Consider the following 18,440-nt stretch of genomic DNA (forward strand, 5'->3'; position numbering starts at 1 on the left):
TCCTAGCCGATGTGCCAGATACTAACTATGCGCGGCGCGCCAAGTCGAAGGCAAGGCCCCTCGGGGCCCTGTCGACGAGCCGGATACCGCAGGCGCAAGGTGCTGTGGTGCGCTGCGGCAACCCGGTACAACTTACTGCTGGTGTTCACCGCGCTCGCGGGCGATGGCCCGGTAGCCGATGTCGGTGCGGTAGAAGCTGCCGTTCCAGCTCACTTCCTTGGCCAGGCGGTAGGCCTGCTGCTGGGCATCGGCAACGCTGGCACCCATGGCGGTGGCGCAGAGCACACGGCCGCCGTTGGTGACGACCTGGCCGTCTTTCAGCGAAGTACCGGCATGGAACACCTTGCCTTCGATCTTGGCCGCGGCATCCAGGCCGTTGATCACGTCGCCCTTGGCGTAGTCGCCCGGGTAACCGCCGGCAGCCAGCACCACACCCAGGCTCGGGCGCGGGTCCCACTGTGCTTCGACCTTGTCCAGCGCCTTGGCGAAGGCGGCTTCGACCAGCAGCACCAGGCTCGACTCCAGGCGCAGCATGACGGGCTGGGTCTCAGGGTCGCCGAAGCGGCAGTTGAACTCGATGACCTTGGGGTTGCCCGCCTTGTCGATCATCAGGCCGGCATACAGGAAGCCAGTGTAGACGTTACCTTCCTCGGCCATGCCGCGCACGGTCGGCCAGATCACCTGATCCATCACGCGCTGGTGTACGTCCGGGGTAACCACCGGGGCAGGGGAGTAGGCGCCCATGCCGCCGGTGTTCGGGCCGGTGTCCTGGTCGCCGACGCGCTTGTGGTCCTGGCTGGTGGCCATTGGCAGCACGTTGTGGCCGTCGACCATGACGATGAAGCTGGCTTCCTCGCCGTCGAGGAACTCTTCGATGACCACACGCGAACCCGCTTCGCCAAAGGCGTTGCCGGCCAGCATGTCACGCACGGCGGCTTCTGCTTCTTCCAGGGTCATGGCGACGATCACGCCCTTGCCCGCGGCCAGGCCGTCGGCCTTGATCACGATCGGTGCGCCTTTTTCCTGCAGGTAGGCCAGGGCCGGCTCGATCTCGGTGAAGTTCTGGTAGTCGGCGGTCGGGATCTTGTGGCGCGCCAGGAAGTCCTTGGTGAAGGCCTTGGAGCCTTCCAGCTGGGCCGCGCCCTTGGTCGGGCCAAAGCAGTCCAGGCCACGGCTGCGGAACAGGTCGACCACGCCGATCACCAGCGGCGCTTCCGGGCCGACGATGGTCAGGTCGACGTTCTTTTCGGCGAAGTCAGCCAGTTGCTGCAGCGCGCACACGTCGATGGCGACGTTCTCGCATTTTGGCTCGATGGCGGTGCCGGCGTTGCCCGGGGCAACGAAGACCTTCTCGACGCGTGGGTCCTGGGCGACTTTCCAGGCCAGGGCGTGCTCACGGCCGCCGCTGCCGATGATCAAAACTTTCATGTCAAAACCTCGAAATCTGTCGAACGAGAGGCATGGCCTCTCGCTGTACGAGGTCGCAATGAAGCAGGTAGATGCAAGGCGGGGCCGGTTCCGATGAGCGGAGTTGCCTTCTGGCAATGAGCATCAGCGGAACCGGCCCCAACGCAGCAGATGCCTGCTTCAGTGCGGCCGATTGCCGTAAATCAGTGGCGGAAGTGGCGCATACCGGTGAAGACCATCGCGATGCCTGCCTCGTCGGCAGCAGCGATGACTTCAGCATCACGCATCGAACCACCCGGCTGGATCACGGCGCTGATACCCACTTTAGCCGCATTGTCGATGCCATCACGGAACGGGAAGAACGCGTCCGATGCCATGACCGCACCCTGCACCTGCAGGCCGGCATGCTCGGCCTTGATGGCGGCGATGCGCGCGGAGTTGACGCGGCTCATCTGGCCGGCGCCGACACCGATGGTCTGGCGTTGCTTGGCGTAGACGATGGCATTGGACTTGACGAACTTGGCCACTTTCCAGGCAAAGACCAGGTCGTGGATCTCTTGCTCGGTCGGTGCACGCTTGGTGACGATCTTCAGGTCATCGGCGGTGATCATGCCGATATCGCGGCTCTGCACCAGCAGGCCACCGTTGACGCGCTTGAAATCCCAACCGGCAGCGCGCTCAGCTGGCCACTCGCCGCATTCCAGCAGACGTACGTTCTGCTTGGCCGCTACCACGTCGCGGGCAGCCTGGGAGATTTTCGGCGCGATGATCACTTCGACGAACTGACGGTCGACGATGGCCTGGGCGGTTTCGCCGTCCAGCTCGCGGTTGAAGGCGATGATGCCGCCGAACGCCGACTCGGTGTCGGTGGCGTAGGCCAGGTCGTAGGCCTTGCGGATGCCGCCTTCGTCTTCAGGTACAACAGCCACGCCGCACGGGTTGGCGTGCTTGACGATGACGCAGGCCGGCTTGACGAAGCTCTTTACGCATTCCAGCGCGGCGTCGGTGTCAGCCACGTTGTTGAACGACAGTTCCTTGCCCTGCAGCTGCACGGCAGTGGAGATGCTGGCTTCGCCTTTCTTGGCTTCAACGTAGAACGCCGCGCTCTGGTGCGGGTTCTCGCCGTAGCGCATTTCCTGGGCCTTGACGAACTGGCTGTTGAAGGTACGCGGGAACTCGCTGCGCGCTTCGGTGCTCAGGGTCTCTTTGGCCTGGTCGATGGTGCCCATGTAGTTGGCGATCATGCCGTCGTAGGCGGCAGTGTGCTCGAACGCCTTGAGCATCAGGTCGAAGCGCTGGGCGTAGGTCAGGCCGCCGGCCTTGAGGCCTTCCAGCACGCCGGCGTAGTCGCTGGCGTTGACCACGATGGCGACATCCTTGTGGTTCTTGGCCGCCGAACGGACCATGGTCGGGCCACCGATGTCGATGTTCTCGATGGCGGTCGGCAGGTCACAGCCAGGCTTGGAAATGGTGGCTTCGAACGGGTACAGGTTGACTGCAACCAGGTCGATCGGCTTGATGCCGTGCTCGTTCATGATGGCATCGTCGGTGCCGCGGCGGCCGAGGATGCCACCGTGGATCTTCGGGTGCAGGGTCTTGACCCGGCCATCCATCATTTCGGCGAAGCCAGTGTAGTCGGCCACTTCCACCGCGTTCACACCGTTGTCCTTGAGCAGCTTGTAGGTGCCGCCGGTGGACAGGATCTCGACACCAAGCTGTTGCAGCTCACGGGCGAATTCGAGGATACCGGTCTTGTCGGAGACGCTGATCAGGGCGCGGCGGACTGGCAGGCGGGTAGTCTGGTCGGTCATTTCGGGTTCCAATAACGCGGTGGAGTCAGCAAAAAAGGCGTCTCTTCGCAGAGGCCGCCTTTTCTGATTGGGATTCTGGCTTACAGCAAGTCGTACTGCTTGAGCTTCTTGCGCAGGGTGCCACGGTTGAGCCCGAGCATCTCGCTGGCCTTGGTCTGGTTGCCCTTCACGTAGTTCATCACGCTTTCGAGCAGGGGCGCCTCTACTTCGGAGAGCACCAGGTTGTACACGTCGGTGACGGTCGCGCCTTCCAGGTGTGCGAAGTAGTTGTGCAGCGCCTTCTCGACGCTGTCACGAAGGGTCTGACCCTCTTCGCTTGGCGTGTTGAGGTGCTGTTTGAGGTTGGCGTTGTCGCTCACGGGCGTTGTTCCACTCACTAATGTCTCGGTCATCATCGTCATGCGGCCACCCCTTGTCCGTCCTCTGTCTCAAGGCTCTGTCGACGTTCGCTGAAATACGCGCGAACGTTGGCGCACTGCGCTTGTGTGTCTTCCAAAGCATTGAACCGGGAGCGAAACTCCTTGCCGCCGGGTCGTGTTGCCAGGTACCAGCCCACGTGCTTGCGGGCGATACGTACGCCCATCACATCGCCATAGAAGGCATGCAGCGCGGCCAGGTGTTCCAGCAGGATGCGTTCCACTTCGTCCAACTGCGGGGCCGGCAAATGCTGGCCAGTCCCCAAAAAATGTTCGATCTCGCGAAAGATCCATGGCCGCCCTTGGGCAGCCCGGCCAATCAGCAAGCCGTCGACCCCGGTGGCATCCAGCACCGCCCGGGCCTTTTCTGGCGAAGTGATATCGCCATTGGCGAAAACCGGGATCGACACCGCCCGCTTGATGGCAGCGATGGTGTCGTATTCGGCTTCGCCGGTGTACAGGTCGGCGCGTGTGCGGCCATGAACCGCCAGCGCCTGGATACCGGCCTGTTCGGCGATCTTCGCCACGTTCAGGCCGTTCTTGTTCGCCCGGTCCCATCCGGTGCGGATTTTCAGCGTCACCGGTACGTCCACCGCGCCGACCACGGCGTGGAGGATTTCGGTGACCAGAGCTTCATCTCTCAATAAAGCAGAGCCTGCAGCTTTGTTGCAGACTTTTTTTGCCGGGCAGCCCATGTTGATATCGATGATCTGGGCGCCTGCCTCGACATTGGCCCGGGCCGCCGCCGCCATCATCTGCGCATCGCCACCGGCGATCTGTACCGAGCGTGGCTCAGGATCACCTTCATGGATGCGGCGCAGGCTGGACTTGCGGCTGTTCCACAGGCTCATGTCGCTGCTGACCATCTCCGACACCACCATGCCGGCGCCCAGGCGCTTGCAAAGTGTACGGAAAGGCTGGTCCGTGACCCCGGCCATGGGCGCGAGGATCAGGTTGTTGCGTAGTGTGTATGGGCCGATGCGTACCGCCGACATAGGTGTTCCCTGTTGTGGGGCCGAATCATGGGAGTCCGAAAAAGGGTTGGCATGATACCCGCTCTCGGTGACCGGATAAAGATGGATTTGGATAAATTCTGAACAGCTGCGGCCTTATGCCCGAGGGTTTGCGACTGCGTGCTGGCGCCGACAAACCGGCAGCCAGCCTTGGCTCGTCACTCCGGGGAGCGGAAGCTGAGGCTGTAGTTCACGGCCTTGGGGCCTGGGTCGAGAATATCCAGGGCGATGTGGATCGGGGTCTGGCTGGGCATTTCGCCGCGCCCGGCCAATTCACCCGACAGGTACTCGCTGGGCTTGAACCGACGGCTGGCGATCAGCTGGCCGTTGAGGTCGGCGAAACGCAGCTCCAGCAGCGGGAACGGCTGGGCGAACGGTGCGCGGTTGTAGATGATCGCATCGACGATCAGCGCGCCCTTGAAGTCCGGGTGGCTGCGTACCACCAGGTTGCTGCTCTTGATCCGGCCGATATCGACGCGGGTCGGCACCTGGCAGCCGAGCATCGGGCACAGTTGCTGGAAGGTCGGCCGGTACTGGTCCTGGCGGGCCAATTCGTCGAAGTGGAACCACACGTACTGGAATGCCAGCAGGCCAGCGGCCAGCAGGGTCAGGAAGCTCCACAGCAGGCGCTTGCCCCAGTTTGGCCGGGGTTTCTCCCAGCCCAGCTGCAGCGGGTCGTCGACCACGTCGACCAGCGGTTCCTTGCGTGACGGGCGCTCAGGCTTGGCGGTGAAGCCGGGCTCCAGGCGTTCGCCGGGCAGCGGCTCCAGCGGGTCGTCATCGCGGGCTGACAAATGGAGGTCGGTGTCGTCGTCACGGGCGCTCAGGCCCTTTTCGTGAATGACGTCGTCATCGTGCTCATCGAGCCGCTGCGTGGGCTCTGGCTCGTCAGCGCGTTGCGCCGGCGGTTCGTCGTCGAGGTCCAGGTCCAGGTTGCCACCGAGGGTCGGCTCGGTGCGATCGCCCGGCTCCCGCTCCAGGGGCTGCTCGTCCAGCAGCATCGGCGCCGGGTCATGTGCAGCGAGCGGTTCATGGCGGTCGTCGGTCGCGGTGCCGAACAGTTCATCATCGTGCTCGTCGGTAGCCGGTTCGTCGCGACGGGCCTGCAGGGCACCGGCCTTGGTATCCGGGCCGGGTTCGGCAGGTTCGCCACGGCGTTCGAGGCGGGCGAGCTCCTGGTCCAGGTCGAGTTCATCCAGGGCCTGGGCGGTAATGGCCCAGTCCTCTTTCTCGACCGGCGGCGGCTCGCTGGCGACCGGTTCAGGCGCGGCAACCGGTTCGACCACGGCGGGTAGTGGCACCTCGGGGGCAACACCGGCCGTGGCACGGTTCTGCTCCAGCAACTGCTTGGCCGCATTGAACACCTGCAGGCAGTGACCGCAGCGCACGACGCCGCGAGCCACGCTCAACTGGTGATGGGTGACGCGAAAGCTGGTCTGGCAATGCGGGCACTGGGTGACGAAACTGTCGGTCATGCGGCGATCCGGGAGCTGTGCAGAGAATTATTCTAGGCCCGCTTAGCGGCGCCGACCACTGATGCGTACCCAGCCGTCGCGTACGACGATCGGGTCCAGATCGAAGTCGGCAGCGTAGGCGGCAGCCACTTCCTCACCCTGTTCGGCGAGGATGCCCGACAGGGCCAGCAGCCCACCTGGGCGGACCAGGCCGGACAGCTGCGGTGCCAGCGACACCAGCGGGCCGGCGAGAATGTTGGCGACCAGCACGTCGGCCTGCATGGCCGGCATGTGCTCGGGCAGGTACAACGCCAGCTTTTCGTCGGCGATGCCGTTGCGCTGGGCGTTGTCACGGGAGGCTTCGATGGCCTGCACGTCGATGTCGGTACCGACGGCCTCACGCGCGCCCAGCAGCAGGGCGGCGATGGCAAGGATGCCCGAGCCGCAGCCGAAGTCCAGCACCTGGGTGCCTTGCAGTTGCTGGCCGTCGAGCCATTCCAGGCACAGTGCGGTGGTCGGGTGGGTGCCGGTGCCGAACGCCAGGCCCGGGTCGAGCAGCAGGTTGACCGCGTCCTTTTCCGGGGCCTCGTGCCAGCTCGGCACGATCCACAGGCGCTGGCCAAAGCGCATCGGCTGGAAACCGTCCATCCAGCTGCGTTCCCAGTCCTGGTCCTCGATCACTTCGGCCTGGTGCTCGGGCAGTTCGGCGCCGGTCAGCAGCTGCAGGTGGGCGAATACCGCTTCAGGCTCGGCGTCGGCTTCGAACAGGGCCAGCAGGTGGGTGTGCGACCACAGCGGGGTGGTGTTGAGGTCGGGTTCGAAGATCGGCTGGTCTTCGGCGTCCATGAACGTGACCGATACGGCGCCGACTTCGAGCAGGGCGTCTTCGTAGGTTTCGGCTTGTTCCGGGCTGATGGCCAGGCGTACTTGCAGCCAAGGCATGGCGGGCACCTTTGGTAAATCGACAGGGGCAGCCCGAGGCTGCGAGAAGCCTGGCAGTTTACGCGAGTGCGGGGGGTTTGTAGAGCAGGGCTGGCAGACCGCGTCGCCTTCTTCGCGGGTAAACCCGCTCCCACAGGTTATCCAGGGTTTTCAAGGTCAGTGGAGACCCTGTGGGAGCTGGCTTGCCCGCGAATAGGCCGGAACACAGTCAAAAAGGGTCAATGCTTGCGCAGGAAATCCAGTAACCGCTGGTTCACCTGCTCAGCCGCCTCCATCTGCACCATGTGCCCGACCCCGGGCACCACCAGCACCTCGGCCTCGACCCCGTCGGCATGCGCCGCCGGAATGATCGCGTCCTCGGCCCCCCAGATCACCAGCGCTGGGTGCTGCCCCAGTACCCCACGCAGGTCATGCCGCTGGCGGTCACCGTCAGCCAGCGCCGACCCCAGCTGGCGCAAAGCTTGATCCACGCCCTCCAGGCGCTTGAACTTGAGCATGTCCTCGAGCATCTGCCGGGTCACCAGACCGGGGTCGGCAAACAGCTGCACCAGCTGCGGCTTCAGCGCATTGCGGTTGGCGGCGGCGACGAAACCTTGCAGGTACTGGCCATTGATCGCCTCGCCCAGCCCGGCACTGGCCACCAGGCTCAGGCTCGCCACCCGCTGCGGTGCCAGGCGCGCCACATTCAGGCTGACCGCGCCGCCCATGGAGTGCCCGGCCAGGTGGGCTTTGGCGATATCCAGATGATCGAGCAGGGCCAGCACGGTTTCGCTCAACTCATCCAGATCACCTTTAGCCAGGCCCTTGGCCGACTCACCATGCCCCGGCAGGTCCAAGGCGATGACCCGACGCTCGACCGCCAGTGCCGGGTGGTTGAACAGCCAGTTGTTGAGGTCGCCGCCAAAACCATGCACCAACACCAGCGGCGTGCCACCTTCACCCAGCTCGAACCAGCGCAGCAGGCGCCCGGCCACCTCGGCCTTTTGCGGTGCCGGCCCCTGGGCCTGGTCGGCACCACCTTCAGCGACGAACTCGGCCTGGAAGCGTTGCACCACGGCATCGATTTCCGATTCCTCGGCTTCGCCTTCCACCACCACGGCCAGCAGTGCACCTACCGGCAAGGTTTCGTCGGGCCGGGCCACTTGGCGGCGCAGCACGCCGCTGAACGGCGCCTCGACGCTGCTGCTGATCTTGTCGGTCTCGACGTCCAGCACCTCGTCGCCCTTGCTGATTTCATCCCCCTCCTGTTTGAGCCAGGCGTCGACCCGGCCCTCGGTCATCGACAGGCCCCACTTGGGCATGGTCAGGGTATGGATCTGGCTCATGCGGCACTCCTTGCAGTTTCGATCACCTTGCGCACGGCCGCTTCGACCTTCGCCGCGTCAGGGATGTACAGGTCTTCCAGGGCATCGGAGAAGGGCACCGGGGTGTGTGGTGCAGTGACCATCTCGATCGGGCCCTTGAGCGCGGCGAAGGCCTTTTGCGCGACCAGTGCGCTGATATCGGTGGCCATCGAGCAGCGCGGGTTGGCTTCGTCGATCACCACCAGGCGGCCGGTCTTCTCCACGCTTTCGAGAATGCTGTCCTCGTCCAGTGGGCTGGTGGTGCGCAGGTCCAGCACTTCGCAGTCGATGCCCTGGCGGGCGAGGTTGTTGGCCGCTTCCATGGCTACGTGGACCATTCGCCCATAGGTCACCAGAGTCACGTCGTCGCCGTCGCGCAGGAAGTTGGCCTCGCCGAATGGCACGCTGTACACCTCTTCCGGCACTTCGCCCTGCATGCTGTAGAGCAGCTTGTGCTCGCAGAAGATCACCGGGTCGTTGTCGCGGATTGCCTGGATCAGCAGGCCCTTGGCGTCATACGGCGAAGACGGGCAGACCACCTTCAGGCCGGGGATGTGGGTCCATAGCGAGGTAAGCATCTGCGAGTGCTGGGCCGCAGCACGCAGGCCGGCACCGTACATGGTGCGCATCACCAGCGGGGTGACCGCCTTGCCACCGAACATGTAGCGGAACTTGGCGGCCTGGTTGAGGATCTGGTCCAGGCAGCAGCCGGCAAAGTCGACGAACATCAGCTCGCACACCGGGCGCAGGCCTTGGGTAGCGGCACCGACGGCGGCACCGACGTAGCCGATTTCCGACAGCGGTGCATCGAGCACGCGCCCCGGGAACTGGTGGTACAGGCCTTTGGTGACGCCGAGCACGCCACCCCAGGCGTCATCCTCACCCGGAGCACCCGCGCCACCGGCAACGTCTTCGCCAATGATGAACACGCTGGTGTCGCGGCGCATTTCCTGGGCCAAGGCCTCGTTGATGGCCTGCTGGTAGCTGATTTTTCTAGCCATGGTGGTTCTCCTGTTGTTCTTGTTGTCCGGGCTCAGGGGTAGCTGACGTAGACGTCGGTGAGCAGGTCGGCGGGCTGCGGCTTGGGATCGGATTTGGCGCGGCGCACGGCGTCTTCGATCAGATCGTCGACACGGGCGTCGATGGCGTCCAGTTGTGCCGCCTGCAACAGGCCGGCACGGGTGGTCTTGTTGCGGAACTGCAGCATGCAGTCGCGGGATTCGCGCAGGTTCTTCACCTCGTCAGGGGCGCGGTAGGTCTGTGCGTCGCCTTCGAAGTGGCCGTAGTAGCGGCTCAGCTTGACCTCGATCAGCGACGGGCCTTGCCCGGAACGGGCGCGCTCGATGGCGGCGCCAGCGGCCTCGTGCACGGCAAAGAAGTCGAAGCCGTCGATGGTCACGCCTGGCATGCCGAAACCGGCGGCGCGGTCGGCGATGTGGTCGCAGGCCACCGACCAGGTCGAGGCGGTGGCTTCGGCGTAGCCGTTGTTCTCGGCGACGAAGATGCACGGCAGGTTCATGATCGAGGCCAGGTTCATCGCCTCGAACACCGCGCCTTCGTTGGAAGCGCCGTCACCGAAGAAGGCCACGGCCACGTTGTCATTGCCCTTGATCTTGGCCGCCAGGGCGGCGCCGGCCACCAGTGGCGCGCCGGCACCGACGATGCCGTTGGCACCGAGCATGCCTTTTTCCAGGTCGGCGATGTGCATCGAACCGCCCTTGCCGCCGCACACGCCGGTCTTCTTGCCATAGATCTCGGCCATCATGCCGTACACATCGACGCCCTTGGCGATGCAGTGGCCATGGCCGCGGTGGGTCGAGGCGATGCAATCGCTGTCGCGCAGGTGCGCCATGACCCCGGCGGCTGAGGCTTCTTCACCGGCATACAGGTGGACGAAGCCGGGTATTTCGCCGGTGGCGAACTCCACGTGCAGGCGTTCTTCGAAGGCGCGGATGGTGCGCATCACTTCATAGGCATGCAGCAATTGCTCTGAACTGAGGTGAGTGGACATCTTGTTGTTCTCCAGGGTTGTCTCAACACGGGGTTGCAGGGTGCAGCCGATGGCCGCGCGGGACGGCCAGCAGGTGATGACGGGCGGCATGTGCCAGCACGGCCTCGACGTCGACGGTTAACGGGCCTTGCAGGTCGAGGGTGATGGTCGGGGTGTCGTGTTCGGCGAACTCGATCTCGCGCTCGCCATCCAGGGCCAGGGTGCCGGCAGTGAGGCTCAGGCGATGGGCCACGCCCGGGCTGAGCGTGCCACTGGCGGTGATGCCACAGCCTTGCAGCAGGCCGGGGGCCAGTGGGGCGAGCAGGGCCTGTTCGGCACCGGGGTTGAGCCGTACCCAGGCGCCGTGGGGTTCTTGGCGGGCCACCGGTTGCCACAGCCCGCAGAGGGCGGACAGGCCAATGGCGTGGGGCTCGGCGAAGCAGGCGAAGATTTCGCTGAGGTCTTCGCTGCGGCTCAGTGCGCGAGCGCCGATGAAGCGTTGCGGCGACACCGCCACTTCGACCAGCGCCCATTCGCACAGCTGTTGCTGCGGTACCTTCACCAGCAGCCGCTTGTTGCGGCGCAGGCTGATACTGGCTGGTACCCGGCCGCCAGCGAGCAAGCCGCCAGCGAGGCCTGCGCTGGTGGCTTCGCGCAGTTCGGGGAAGGCGTTGTTGGTGCCGGTGGACAGGGTGAGCAGGGGCGTGTCCCCAGCCTCGGCCGCCACGGCCTTGTGCGTGCCGTCGCCGCCCAGCACGGCGATCATCGCCACGCCGCGTTCGACCATCTGCCGGGTGGCCAGGCGGGTGTCGCTGACAGTCTGGGTCAATGGCAGGTCGAGCAGCTCCAGGCGCGGCCAGTGCTGGTCCTGCGCCACGGGGCCGAGGCTGGCCTTGAGCACGGCGGCAGCAATACCGGTCATGTCGGTGGGCAGCAGCACCTCGGCGACGCCGGTGGCGCCAAACGCGGCGAGCAGGCGCTGGATGACCGAGGCCTTGTCGGTGCTGGAGTAGAGCCCGGCGTTGCTGGTCAGGCGACGCAGGTCGCGGCCGGAGGCAGGGTTGGCAATGATCCCGATGGTCGGGGCAGGCTGCGGCATGGCACACCTCGTGTTCTTGTTTGCCTAGGCTTGAGCAAGGTGGGTGCCAGTTTTCTTTGCGTGCCCTGCAAGGGCCGTTGCAGAGCGGTTAAATGGCTATCCGGCAAGACTGCGGTGGCCATTGCCTGAGACGCTGCGTGCCAGCATCGTCGGGCGTTTGCCGGGAGGCTGAGACGTTGCGTCTCAAGCTCACCGGTAATCACACAGCGCTTGTCGGGGCATGCCGACAAGCGCTTAATGGCCGCACAACGACAAGAACAAACAGGAACCGGAGGCCCCATGCTTGCCGCGAACTCCCGAGCCCATGTCGATTGCGTCAGCCGGGTGCTGAAGAACGCCGACCGCCTGCCCCAGGCGCCGGTGCCGCCGCTGATCCTCGATTCATGGCGCCGTTCCATGGAGCTGTACCGTCTTGACCCAGGGTCCCAGCAGGGGCCGCGCATCCTGTCCCAAACCCTGCTCAACGAATGCCGCGAACGCGCCGAACTGTTCCTGCGCATTGCCAGCGATGCCGTGGCTCGCCTGCATGCGCGGGTGCGCGGCGCCGACTATTGCGTGCTGCTGACCGATGCTTTGGGGCGCACCATCGATTACCGGGTCGAATCGGCCATCCGCAACGATTGCCGCAAGGCCGGCCTGTACCTGGGTACCTGCTGGTCCGAGGGCGAAGAGGGCACCTGTGGCGTGGCGGCGGTACTGACCAGCAAGGCGCCGGTCACGGTGCACAAGCGCGATCACTTTCGCGCCGCCTTCATCGGCCTGACCTGCACGGCGGCGCCGGTATTCGACCCACAGGGCGAACTGCTCGGCGTGCTGGATGTGTCGGCCCTGCAATCACCGGACGACCGCCGCAGCCAGCACCTGATCCTGCAACTGGTGGAGCAGACCGCGCGCGAGATCGAGAATGCCTTTTTCATGCATAGCGCCCAGGGCCACTGGGTGATGCGCGCCCATGGCACGCCGGGTTATGTGGAGAGCCAGCCCGACTACCTGCTGGCCTGGGATGCCGATGGCCGCCTGAAGGCGATCAACAGCCTGGCCCGCGAGCGCTTGCTGGCAAGGCACGGACGTTTGCCCGAACACATCGGTGAGCTGTTCGACATGGCCCAGCTGCGCCGCGCCAACGAGGCCTCGGCCCAGCGCCTGCCGGGTTGGGGCGGGTTGTATGGGCGAGTCAGCGCGCCCCAGTGGCGGAACCGGACGCAACCTTTGCAGCAAGCGCAGGATGCGCGCATCGAACAGCACTTGCGGTTGGCCACAAGGGTCAAGGATTGCAGCCTGGCAGTGCTGGTGCAGGGCGAGACCGGTGCCGGCAAGGAGGTCTTCGCGCGTCAGCTGCACCAACAGAGCCAGCGCCGTGAAGGGCCGTTCGTCACGCTGAACTGTGCAGCTATCCCCGAGAGCCTGATCGAGAGCGAGCTGTTCGGCTATGTCGCCGGGGCGTTTACCGGTGCGTCGAGCAAAGGCATGCAGGGGCTGTTGCAGCAGGCTGATGGCGGCACGTTGTTCCTCGACGAAATCGGTGACATGCCGCTGCACCTGCAGACCCGCCTGCTGCGGGTGCTGGCCGAAGGCGAAGTGGCGCCGCTGGGCGCTGCGCGGCGGGAGCGGGTGGATATCCAGGTGATCTGTGCGACCCACCGCGACCTGGCGGGGATGGTGAGGGAAGGGCGTTTCCGTGAGGACCTGTATTTCCGTCTGGCCAATGCCCGCTTTGAGTTGCCTCCGCTAAGGGAACGGGAGGATCGATTAGGTCTGATTCATCAGTTGCTGGCTGAGGAGGCCGAGGCTTGCGGGGTTGAGGTGGTGCTGGCCGACGATGCGTTACAGGCACTGCTGGTGTACCGCTGGCCGGGGAATTTGCGCCAGCTGCGGCAGGTGCTGCGGTATGCCTGTGCGGTCAATGAGGGCGGGCAAGTGTGCCTGGAGAACTTGCCGCAGGAGGTGCGGGGTGATGCCGTACCTGTGTCTGATGCCGGGGTATCGAGCCCGGCTCGGCAGTTGCTGCTCGATGCCCTGATCCGCCATCGCTGGAAACCGGCGGAAGCGGCGCGTGCTTTGGGGATATCGCGAGCGACCTTGTATCGGCGGGTGCATGAGCACCGGATCGAGATGCCGCGGATGAAGAGGGGATTGAGTTAGGGCTGACATGGGCTTGCCGCGACATTTCCGGCGCCTTTGAGACCGAGCGCCGCCCGCGCGGCGCATCGCGAGCTGCGCTCGCTCCTACGTTTGTTTCGGGCCAATTATTCCTGGAGGATTTGCGCGCGTACGCCTTGGTGCACGGCACACTATCGCGTCGTACCAACGAGGCGGTCGCGCGCATCTGCCACAGGCGTTACTGGCCAAAAGCAGACGTAGCAGCTCGCGATGCGCCGCGCGGGCGGCGCTCGATCTCACAGGCGCAAAATCCCTGAAGACGGACAACAAAAAACCCCGGAACAAGTCCGGGGTTTTGGTGCATCACGCTAACGCGATCACTCCTGGTTGGCCAGTTTGTGCTCGAGGTAGTGGATGTTCACGCCGCCTTTGCAGAAACCTTCATCACGCACCAGGTCGCGGTGCAGCGGGATGTTGGTCTTGATGCCGTCGACGACGATTTCGTCCAGGGCATTGCGCATGCGCGCCATGGCTTCATCGCGGTCCTTGCCGTAGGTGATCAGCTTGCCGATCAGCGAGTCGTAGTTCGGCGGAACCGAGTAGCCGCTGTACAGGTGCGAATCGACGCGTACGCCGTTGCCGCCCGGGGCGTGGAAGTGCTTCACCTTGCCTGGGCTCGGAATGAACTTCTTCGGGTCTTCGGCGTTGATCCGGCACTCCAGCGAGTGGCCACGGATGACCACGTCTTCCTGGCGGAACGACAGCTTGTTGCCAGCGGCGATGCTCAGCATCTCCTTGACGATGTCGATGCCAGTGACCATCTCCGACACCGGGTGCTCAACCTGCACGCGGGTGTTCATCTCGATGAAGTAGAAGCGGCCGTTCTCGTACAGGAACTCGAAAGTACCTGCACCACGGTAGCCGATCTCGATGCACGCATCGACGCAGCGCTTGTAGACTTCCTGGCGGGCCTTCTCGTCGATGCCCGGGGCCGGGGCTTCTTCCAGCACCTTCTGGTGGCGGCGCTGCAGCGAGCAGTCGCGGTCGCCCAGGTGGATGGCGTTGCCCTGGCCGTCGGACAGTACCTGAACTTCCACGTGACGTGGGTTGGTCAGGAACTTCTCCAGGTAGACCATCGGGTTGCCGAAGGCAGCACCGGCTTCGGTACGGGTGAGCTTGGCCGAGGAAATCAGGTCCTCTTCCTTGTGCACCACGCGCATGCCGCGACCACCACCGCCACCGGCGGCCTTGATGATCACCGGGTAGCCGACGTCACGAGCGATCGCCAGGGCGACCTCTTCGTCTTCCGGCAGCGGGCCATCGGAGCCTGGTACGGTTGGCACGCCCGACTTGATCATCGCGTCCTTGGCCGAAACCTTGTCGCCCATCAGGCGAATGGTGTCGGCTTTCGGGCCGATGAAGGCGAAACCGGACTTTTCCACCTGCTCGGCGAAATCGGCGTTTTCCGCGAGGAAGCCGTAACCCGGGTGGATCGCGGTGGCGCCGGTGACTTCGGCGGCAGCGATGATCGCCGGGATGTGCAGGTAGGAATCCTTGGACGATGCAGGGCCGATGCAGACCGACTCGTCTGCCAGGCCCAGGTGCATCAGTTCACGGTCGGCAGTGGAGTGCACGGCGACGGTCTTGATGCCCAGCTCTTTGCAGGCACGCAGGATCCGCAGGGCAATTTCCCCACGGTTGGCGATCAGGACTTTTTCGAGCTTCCCAGACATCGTTGGCTCTCCGCGATTCAAACGATGGTGAACAGCGGCTGGTCGAACTCAACCGGCTGGCCGTCTTCCACCAGGATGGCGTCGATGACACCGCCAACATCGGCTTCGATGTGGTTCATCATCTTCATGGCTTCGACGATGCACAGGGTGTCGCCTTTCTTCACGCTCTGGCCAACTTCAGCGAAGTTCGGCGAGGTCGGCGAAGGCTTGCGGTAGAAGGTACCGACCATTGGCGAACGGATCACGGTGCCTTTCAGGGCTGGCGCAGCAGCGGCTTCGGCGGCTGGCGCAGCGGCAGCGGCAACCGGAGCAGCGGCAGGCGCGGCAGCCATTGGTGCCGGTGCGTAGAACTGCTGGGCGGCCGGGGTCTTGCTGTGGCGGCTGATACGGACCGACTCTTCGCCTTCCTTGATCTCCAGCTCGTCGATGCCAGACTCTTCCAGCAGCTCGATCAGTTTCTTGACTTTACGGATATCCATTAATCATCAACTCCCAAAGGTTCGGTCAGGGGGCGAAATTTAAAAACGTATCTGAACGTTTCTCTCTAACCCCGGCCCACTGAGGCCAGGGTTTTCGTTATCAGGGCTGTGCGTTGGCAGCCAGTTGTTCCAGTGCAGACTCCAGAGCCAGACGATAACCGCTGGCGCCCAGGCCGCAGATCACTCCTACGGCAACATCGGAAAAGTAGGAGTGGTGACGGAACGGTTCGCGTTTGTGCACGTTGGACAGGTGCACTTCGATGAATGGGATGCTCACCGCGAGCAATGCGTCACGTAATGCGACGCTTGTATGGGTGAAAGCAGCCGGATTGATCAGGATGAAGTCCACACCCTCGTTGCGTGCGGCATGAATACGATCGATGAGTTCGTACTCGGCATTGCTCTGCAGGTACTGCAGATGGTGGCCGGCGGCGCGGGCGCGCTGCTCCAGGTCCTGGTTGATCTGGGCCAGGGTCACGGCGCCGTAGTGGCCCGGTTCGCGAGTCCCGAGCAGGTTCAGGTTGGGGCCGTGAAGCACCAGTAGGGTTGCCATCTGCGGATTCCTTGGATTTGTAGGGCAATTCGACACAGCGCGGCGAGTGTGCCGCAAAGCGACGGCAAGTGTCCAGTTCCCGGCAATAGCCAGCACGTTGCCCGAGGTTCGCGCGAAGTATGTGACCAAATAATGAAATCTGGTCACTCATTGGGGGAAATTTCCCGGCACGCGGGAAGTTATAGACCGAGTTTGCCGCGCACGCGCGTCAGAATCTGTGCAAATTCCCCGGCGTTTATCTCGCCAATCACCCGATCGGTGGTCATTTCGCTGCCGTTCGCCGCAAAGAACAACAGCGCTGGTGGCCCGAACAGCTGGTAGCGGTCGAGCAGCGTGCGTTGTTCGGCGCTGCTTTCGGTGATGTCGAATCGCAGCAGCTTGAAGGCCCTCAACTGCCCTTGAACCTGCGGTGCATTGAGCACTTCGTGTTCGATCACCTTGCAACTGATACACCAGTCGGCGTACCAGTCCAGCAGCACCGGTTGGCCGGCGGCCTTGGCTTGGGCCAGGGCGGCGTCCAGTGCGGCCGGGGTGGTGACGGTTTGCCAGGCATCTGCCTTGGCCACTGCACCGCTGACGGTTGCAGCGGCGGGGGGCGGCAGTGGGCGCAGCGGGTCACCTTGGCCACTGAGCGCGCCGTACCAGCAAGCCAGCGCATATACCAGCAGCGCCAAGCCCAACAATTGTGCCAAGCGCTGGCGTGGCGATTTGACCACGAACTCCAGGGCGCCGAGGAACAGCGCCACGCCAGCCGCCAGGAAACCGACCAGCAGCAAGGTCGCCGGCCCTGGCAGCACGCGGCTGAGCAGGCCGATGGCCAGGCCCAGCAGCAATACGCCGATGGCGTTTTTCACGGTGTTCAGCCAAGGGCCGCTCTTCGGCAACCAGGCGGCGCCCCCCGTGGCAATCAGCAGCAAAGGTGCGCCCATGCCCAGGCCCAGGGCGAACAGCTTGAGCGCACCGCCCACGGCATCGCCGCTGGCGCTGATGTACAGCAAGGCGCCGGCCAGTGGCGCCGACACACAGGGCGAGACCAGCAGGCTGGAGAGCACGCCGAGCACTGCCGCACCGAGCAGCGAGCCGCTGCGGGTGTGGTTGGCGACGTTGTTCAGGCGGTTGCTCAGGGCTTGCGGCAACTTGAGCTCGAACAGGCCGAACATGGCCAGGGCGAACACCACGAAGAACAGCGCGAAAGGCACCAGTACCCAGGCCGACTGCAGGCGTGCCTGCAGGTTCAGGCCGGCGCCGAACAGGCCCATCAGTGCGCCTAGCACGGCGAAGCTGGCCGCCATCGGCAGCACGTAGGCCAGCGACAGGGCCAGGCCGCGCAGGCCACCGACCTGGCCACGCAGGACCACGCCGGAGAGGATTGGCAGCATCGGCAGCACGCAAGGGGTGAAGGTCAGGCCGACCCCGGCGAGGAAGAACAGCAGCAGCGACTTCCAGCTCCAGCCCTGTTCGTTGCTGGCAGGCACGGCGGCACCTGCAGCGGGCGCTTCGCCATCGATGCTCAGGCGTTCGGTTTCCGGCGGGTAGCACAGGCCCTTGTCGGCGCAGCCCTGGTAACCCACCAGCAGGGTGAAGGCGCGGGCGTCGGTGCGTGGGATCTCGATGTCGAGCACGCCGTGGTACACCTCCACGTCGCCGAAGAACTCGTCGTGCTTGGCTTCGCCCTTTGGGATGTTCGGCGGGCCCAGGGCGATGTCGGCCGGTTCCGTGCGGAAGTGGAAGCGGTGGCGGTACAGGTAGTAGCCGTCGGTGGCGACGAAGCGCAGCTTGAGGGTCTGCGCGTCGGCCTGAACCAGGCTGAGCTTGAAGGCCTCGTGCACCGGCAGGAAGTCGGCATTGTTGGACAGCGAAGCGGCGCCGAGGGTGGCGCTGGGGCGGTTGTCGAGCAGGCCAGAGGCGAAAGCAGGGCTGGCCAGCAGCAGGAACAGCAGGAAAAACAGGCGGCGCATGGCGGACTCGCGAGGTGGAACGTGCCCGCATGATAACGGAGTTGGCGGTGGTTGAAAGTGACGGCGACACATGGCTCGAGTTATGTATTGCCTGTGCCGGCCTCTTCGCGGCTTTAGCTGCGAAGAGGCCGGCACAGAAGGG

15 protein-coding genes are annotated in these 18,440 nt (G+C 64.5%); 1 reads left to right on the forward strand and 14 read right to left on the reverse strand.

Features of this window, described 5'->3' with window-relative positions; all coding sequences use genetic code 11:
* Nucleotides 1–132: 132 nt before the first annotated feature.
* From purD to ACOKS3_RS03090, 10 genes are all read right to left on the reverse strand, one after another.
* Entirely contained in the window at nucleotides 133–1,428 is a 1,296-nt protein-coding gene (purD, locus tag ACOKS3_RS03045) for a phosphoribosylamine--glycine ligase (RefSeq protein ID WP_422764383.1), read from the reverse strand.
* A gap of 182 nt (nucleotides 1,429–1,610) precedes the next feature.
* On the reverse strand, nucleotides 1,611–3,218 hold the full coding sequence (gene purH, locus ACOKS3_RS03050; protein ID WP_103445835.1) for a bifunctional phosphoribosylaminoimidazolecarboxamide formyltransferase/IMP cyclohydrolase: 1,608 nt from the start codon (nucleotides 3,216–3,218) through the stop codon (nucleotides 1,611–1,613).
* An 80-nt stretch (nucleotides 3,219–3,298) separates the two neighbouring features.
* Complete coding sequence (gene fis, locus ACOKS3_RS03055) at nucleotides 3,299–3,619, reverse strand: DNA-binding transcriptional regulator Fis (RefSeq protein WP_008093076.1); 321 nt, start codon at nucleotides 3,617–3,619, stop codon at nucleotides 3,299–3,301.
* Nucleotides 3,616–4,629, reverse strand: coding sequence for a tRNA dihydrouridine synthase DusB (gene dusB, locus ACOKS3_RS03060; protein ID WP_103445834.1), 1,014 nt, complete (start codon nucleotides 4,627–4,629; stop codon nucleotides 3,616–3,618). Before dusB ends, fis begins: the two co-directional genes overlap by 4 nt.
* Nucleotides 4,630–4,805: 176 nt before the next feature.
* Nucleotides 4,806–6,122, reverse strand: a complete 1,317-nt coding sequence (locus ACOKS3_RS03065) for a DUF3426 domain-containing protein (protein WP_422764384.1) — start codon at nucleotides 6,120–6,122, stop codon at nucleotides 4,806–4,808.
* 42 nt (nucleotides 6,123–6,164) lie between these two features.
* A complete protein-coding gene (prmA, locus tag ACOKS3_RS03070; protein WP_103445832.1) occupies nucleotides 6,165–7,043 on the reverse strand; it encodes a 50S ribosomal protein L11 methyltransferase in 879 nt (292 codons plus the stop codon).
* Between the two features lie 218 nt (nucleotides 7,044–7,261).
* Nucleotides 7,262–8,368 (reverse strand): acetoin dehydrogenase dihydrolipoyllysine-residue acetyltransferase subunit, encoded by a 1,107-nt coding sequence (locus tag ACOKS3_RS03075; protein ID WP_103445831.1) that lies wholly within the window; start codon nucleotides 8,366–8,368, stop codon nucleotides 7,262–7,264.
* Nucleotides 8,365–9,387 carry an alpha-ketoacid dehydrogenase subunit beta gene (locus tag ACOKS3_RS03080; RefSeq protein ID WP_103445830.1) on the reverse strand — a complete coding sequence of 341 codons (1,023 nt, stop codon included), beginning with the start codon at nucleotides 9,385–9,387 and terminating at the stop codon, nucleotides 8,365–8,367. Before ACOKS3_RS03080 ends, ACOKS3_RS03075 begins: the two co-directional genes overlap by 4 nt.
* Nucleotides 9,388–9,419: 32 nt before the next feature.
* Nucleotides 9,420–10,397: a thiamine pyrophosphate-dependent dehydrogenase E1 component subunit alpha gene (locus tag ACOKS3_RS03085; RefSeq protein WP_422764385.1), complete on the reverse strand. Its 978-nt coding sequence runs from the start codon at nucleotides 10,395–10,397 to the stop codon at nucleotides 9,420–9,422.
* 22 nt (nucleotides 10,398–10,419) lie between these two features.
* Complete coding sequence (locus ACOKS3_RS03090) at nucleotides 10,420–11,475, reverse strand: NAD(+)/NADH kinase (protein WP_103445829.1); 1,056 nt, start codon at nucleotides 11,473–11,475, stop codon at nucleotides 10,420–10,422.
* Nucleotides 11,476–11,754: 279 nt separating this feature from the next.
* Here ACOKS3_RS03090 and ACOKS3_RS03095 point away from each other — a divergent pair, with 279 nt between their 5' ends.
* Complete coding sequence (locus ACOKS3_RS03095) at nucleotides 11,755–13,617, forward strand: sigma-54-dependent Fis family transcriptional regulator (protein ID WP_103445828.1); 1,863 nt, start codon at nucleotides 11,755–11,757, stop codon at nucleotides 13,615–13,617.
* A 335-nt stretch (nucleotides 13,618–13,952) separates the two neighbouring features.
* Here ACOKS3_RS03095 and accC read toward each other — a convergent pair whose 3' ends face one another.
* The 4 genes from accC to ACOKS3_RS03115 all read right to left on the reverse strand — a co-directional run bounded on the left by accC (nucleotide 13,953) and on the right by ACOKS3_RS03115 (nucleotide 18,298).
* Complete coding sequence (gene accC / locus ACOKS3_RS03100; RefSeq protein WP_103445827.1) at nucleotides 13,953–15,308, reverse strand: acetyl-CoA carboxylase biotin carboxylase subunit; 1,356 nt, start codon at nucleotides 15,306–15,308, stop codon at nucleotides 13,953–13,955.
* A 17-nt stretch (nucleotides 15,309–15,325) separates the two neighbouring features.
* Nucleotides 15,326–15,787 carry an acetyl-CoA carboxylase biotin carboxyl carrier protein gene (gene accB, locus ACOKS3_RS03105; RefSeq protein WP_103445826.1) on the reverse strand — a complete coding sequence of 154 codons (462 nt, stop codon included), beginning with the start codon at nucleotides 15,785–15,787 and terminating at the stop codon, nucleotides 15,326–15,328.
* Nucleotides 15,788–15,887: 100 nt separating this feature from the next.
* The gene (aroQ, locus tag ACOKS3_RS03110) at nucleotides 15,888–16,340 is read right to left on the reverse strand and encodes a type II 3-dehydroquinate dehydratase (protein WP_008093086.1); all 453 of its coding nucleotides are present in this window, start codon (nucleotides 16,338–16,340) and stop codon (nucleotides 15,888–15,890) included.
* Between the two features lie 179 nt (nucleotides 16,341–16,519).
* Nucleotides 16,520–18,298 carry a protein-disulfide reductase DsbD gene (locus ACOKS3_RS03115; RefSeq protein ID WP_103445825.1) on the reverse strand — a complete coding sequence of 593 codons (1,779 nt, stop codon included), beginning with the start codon at nucleotides 18,296–18,298 and terminating at the stop codon, nucleotides 16,520–16,522.
* Between the last annotated feature and the right edge of the window lie 142 nt (nucleotides 18,299–18,440).

The sequence above is a fragment of the Pseudomonas sp. HS6-2 genome (assembly GCF_049325675.2).
Lineage (GTDB): Bacteria > Pseudomonadota > Gammaproteobacteria > Pseudomonadales > Pseudomonadaceae > Aquipseudomonas > Aquipseudomonas putida_N.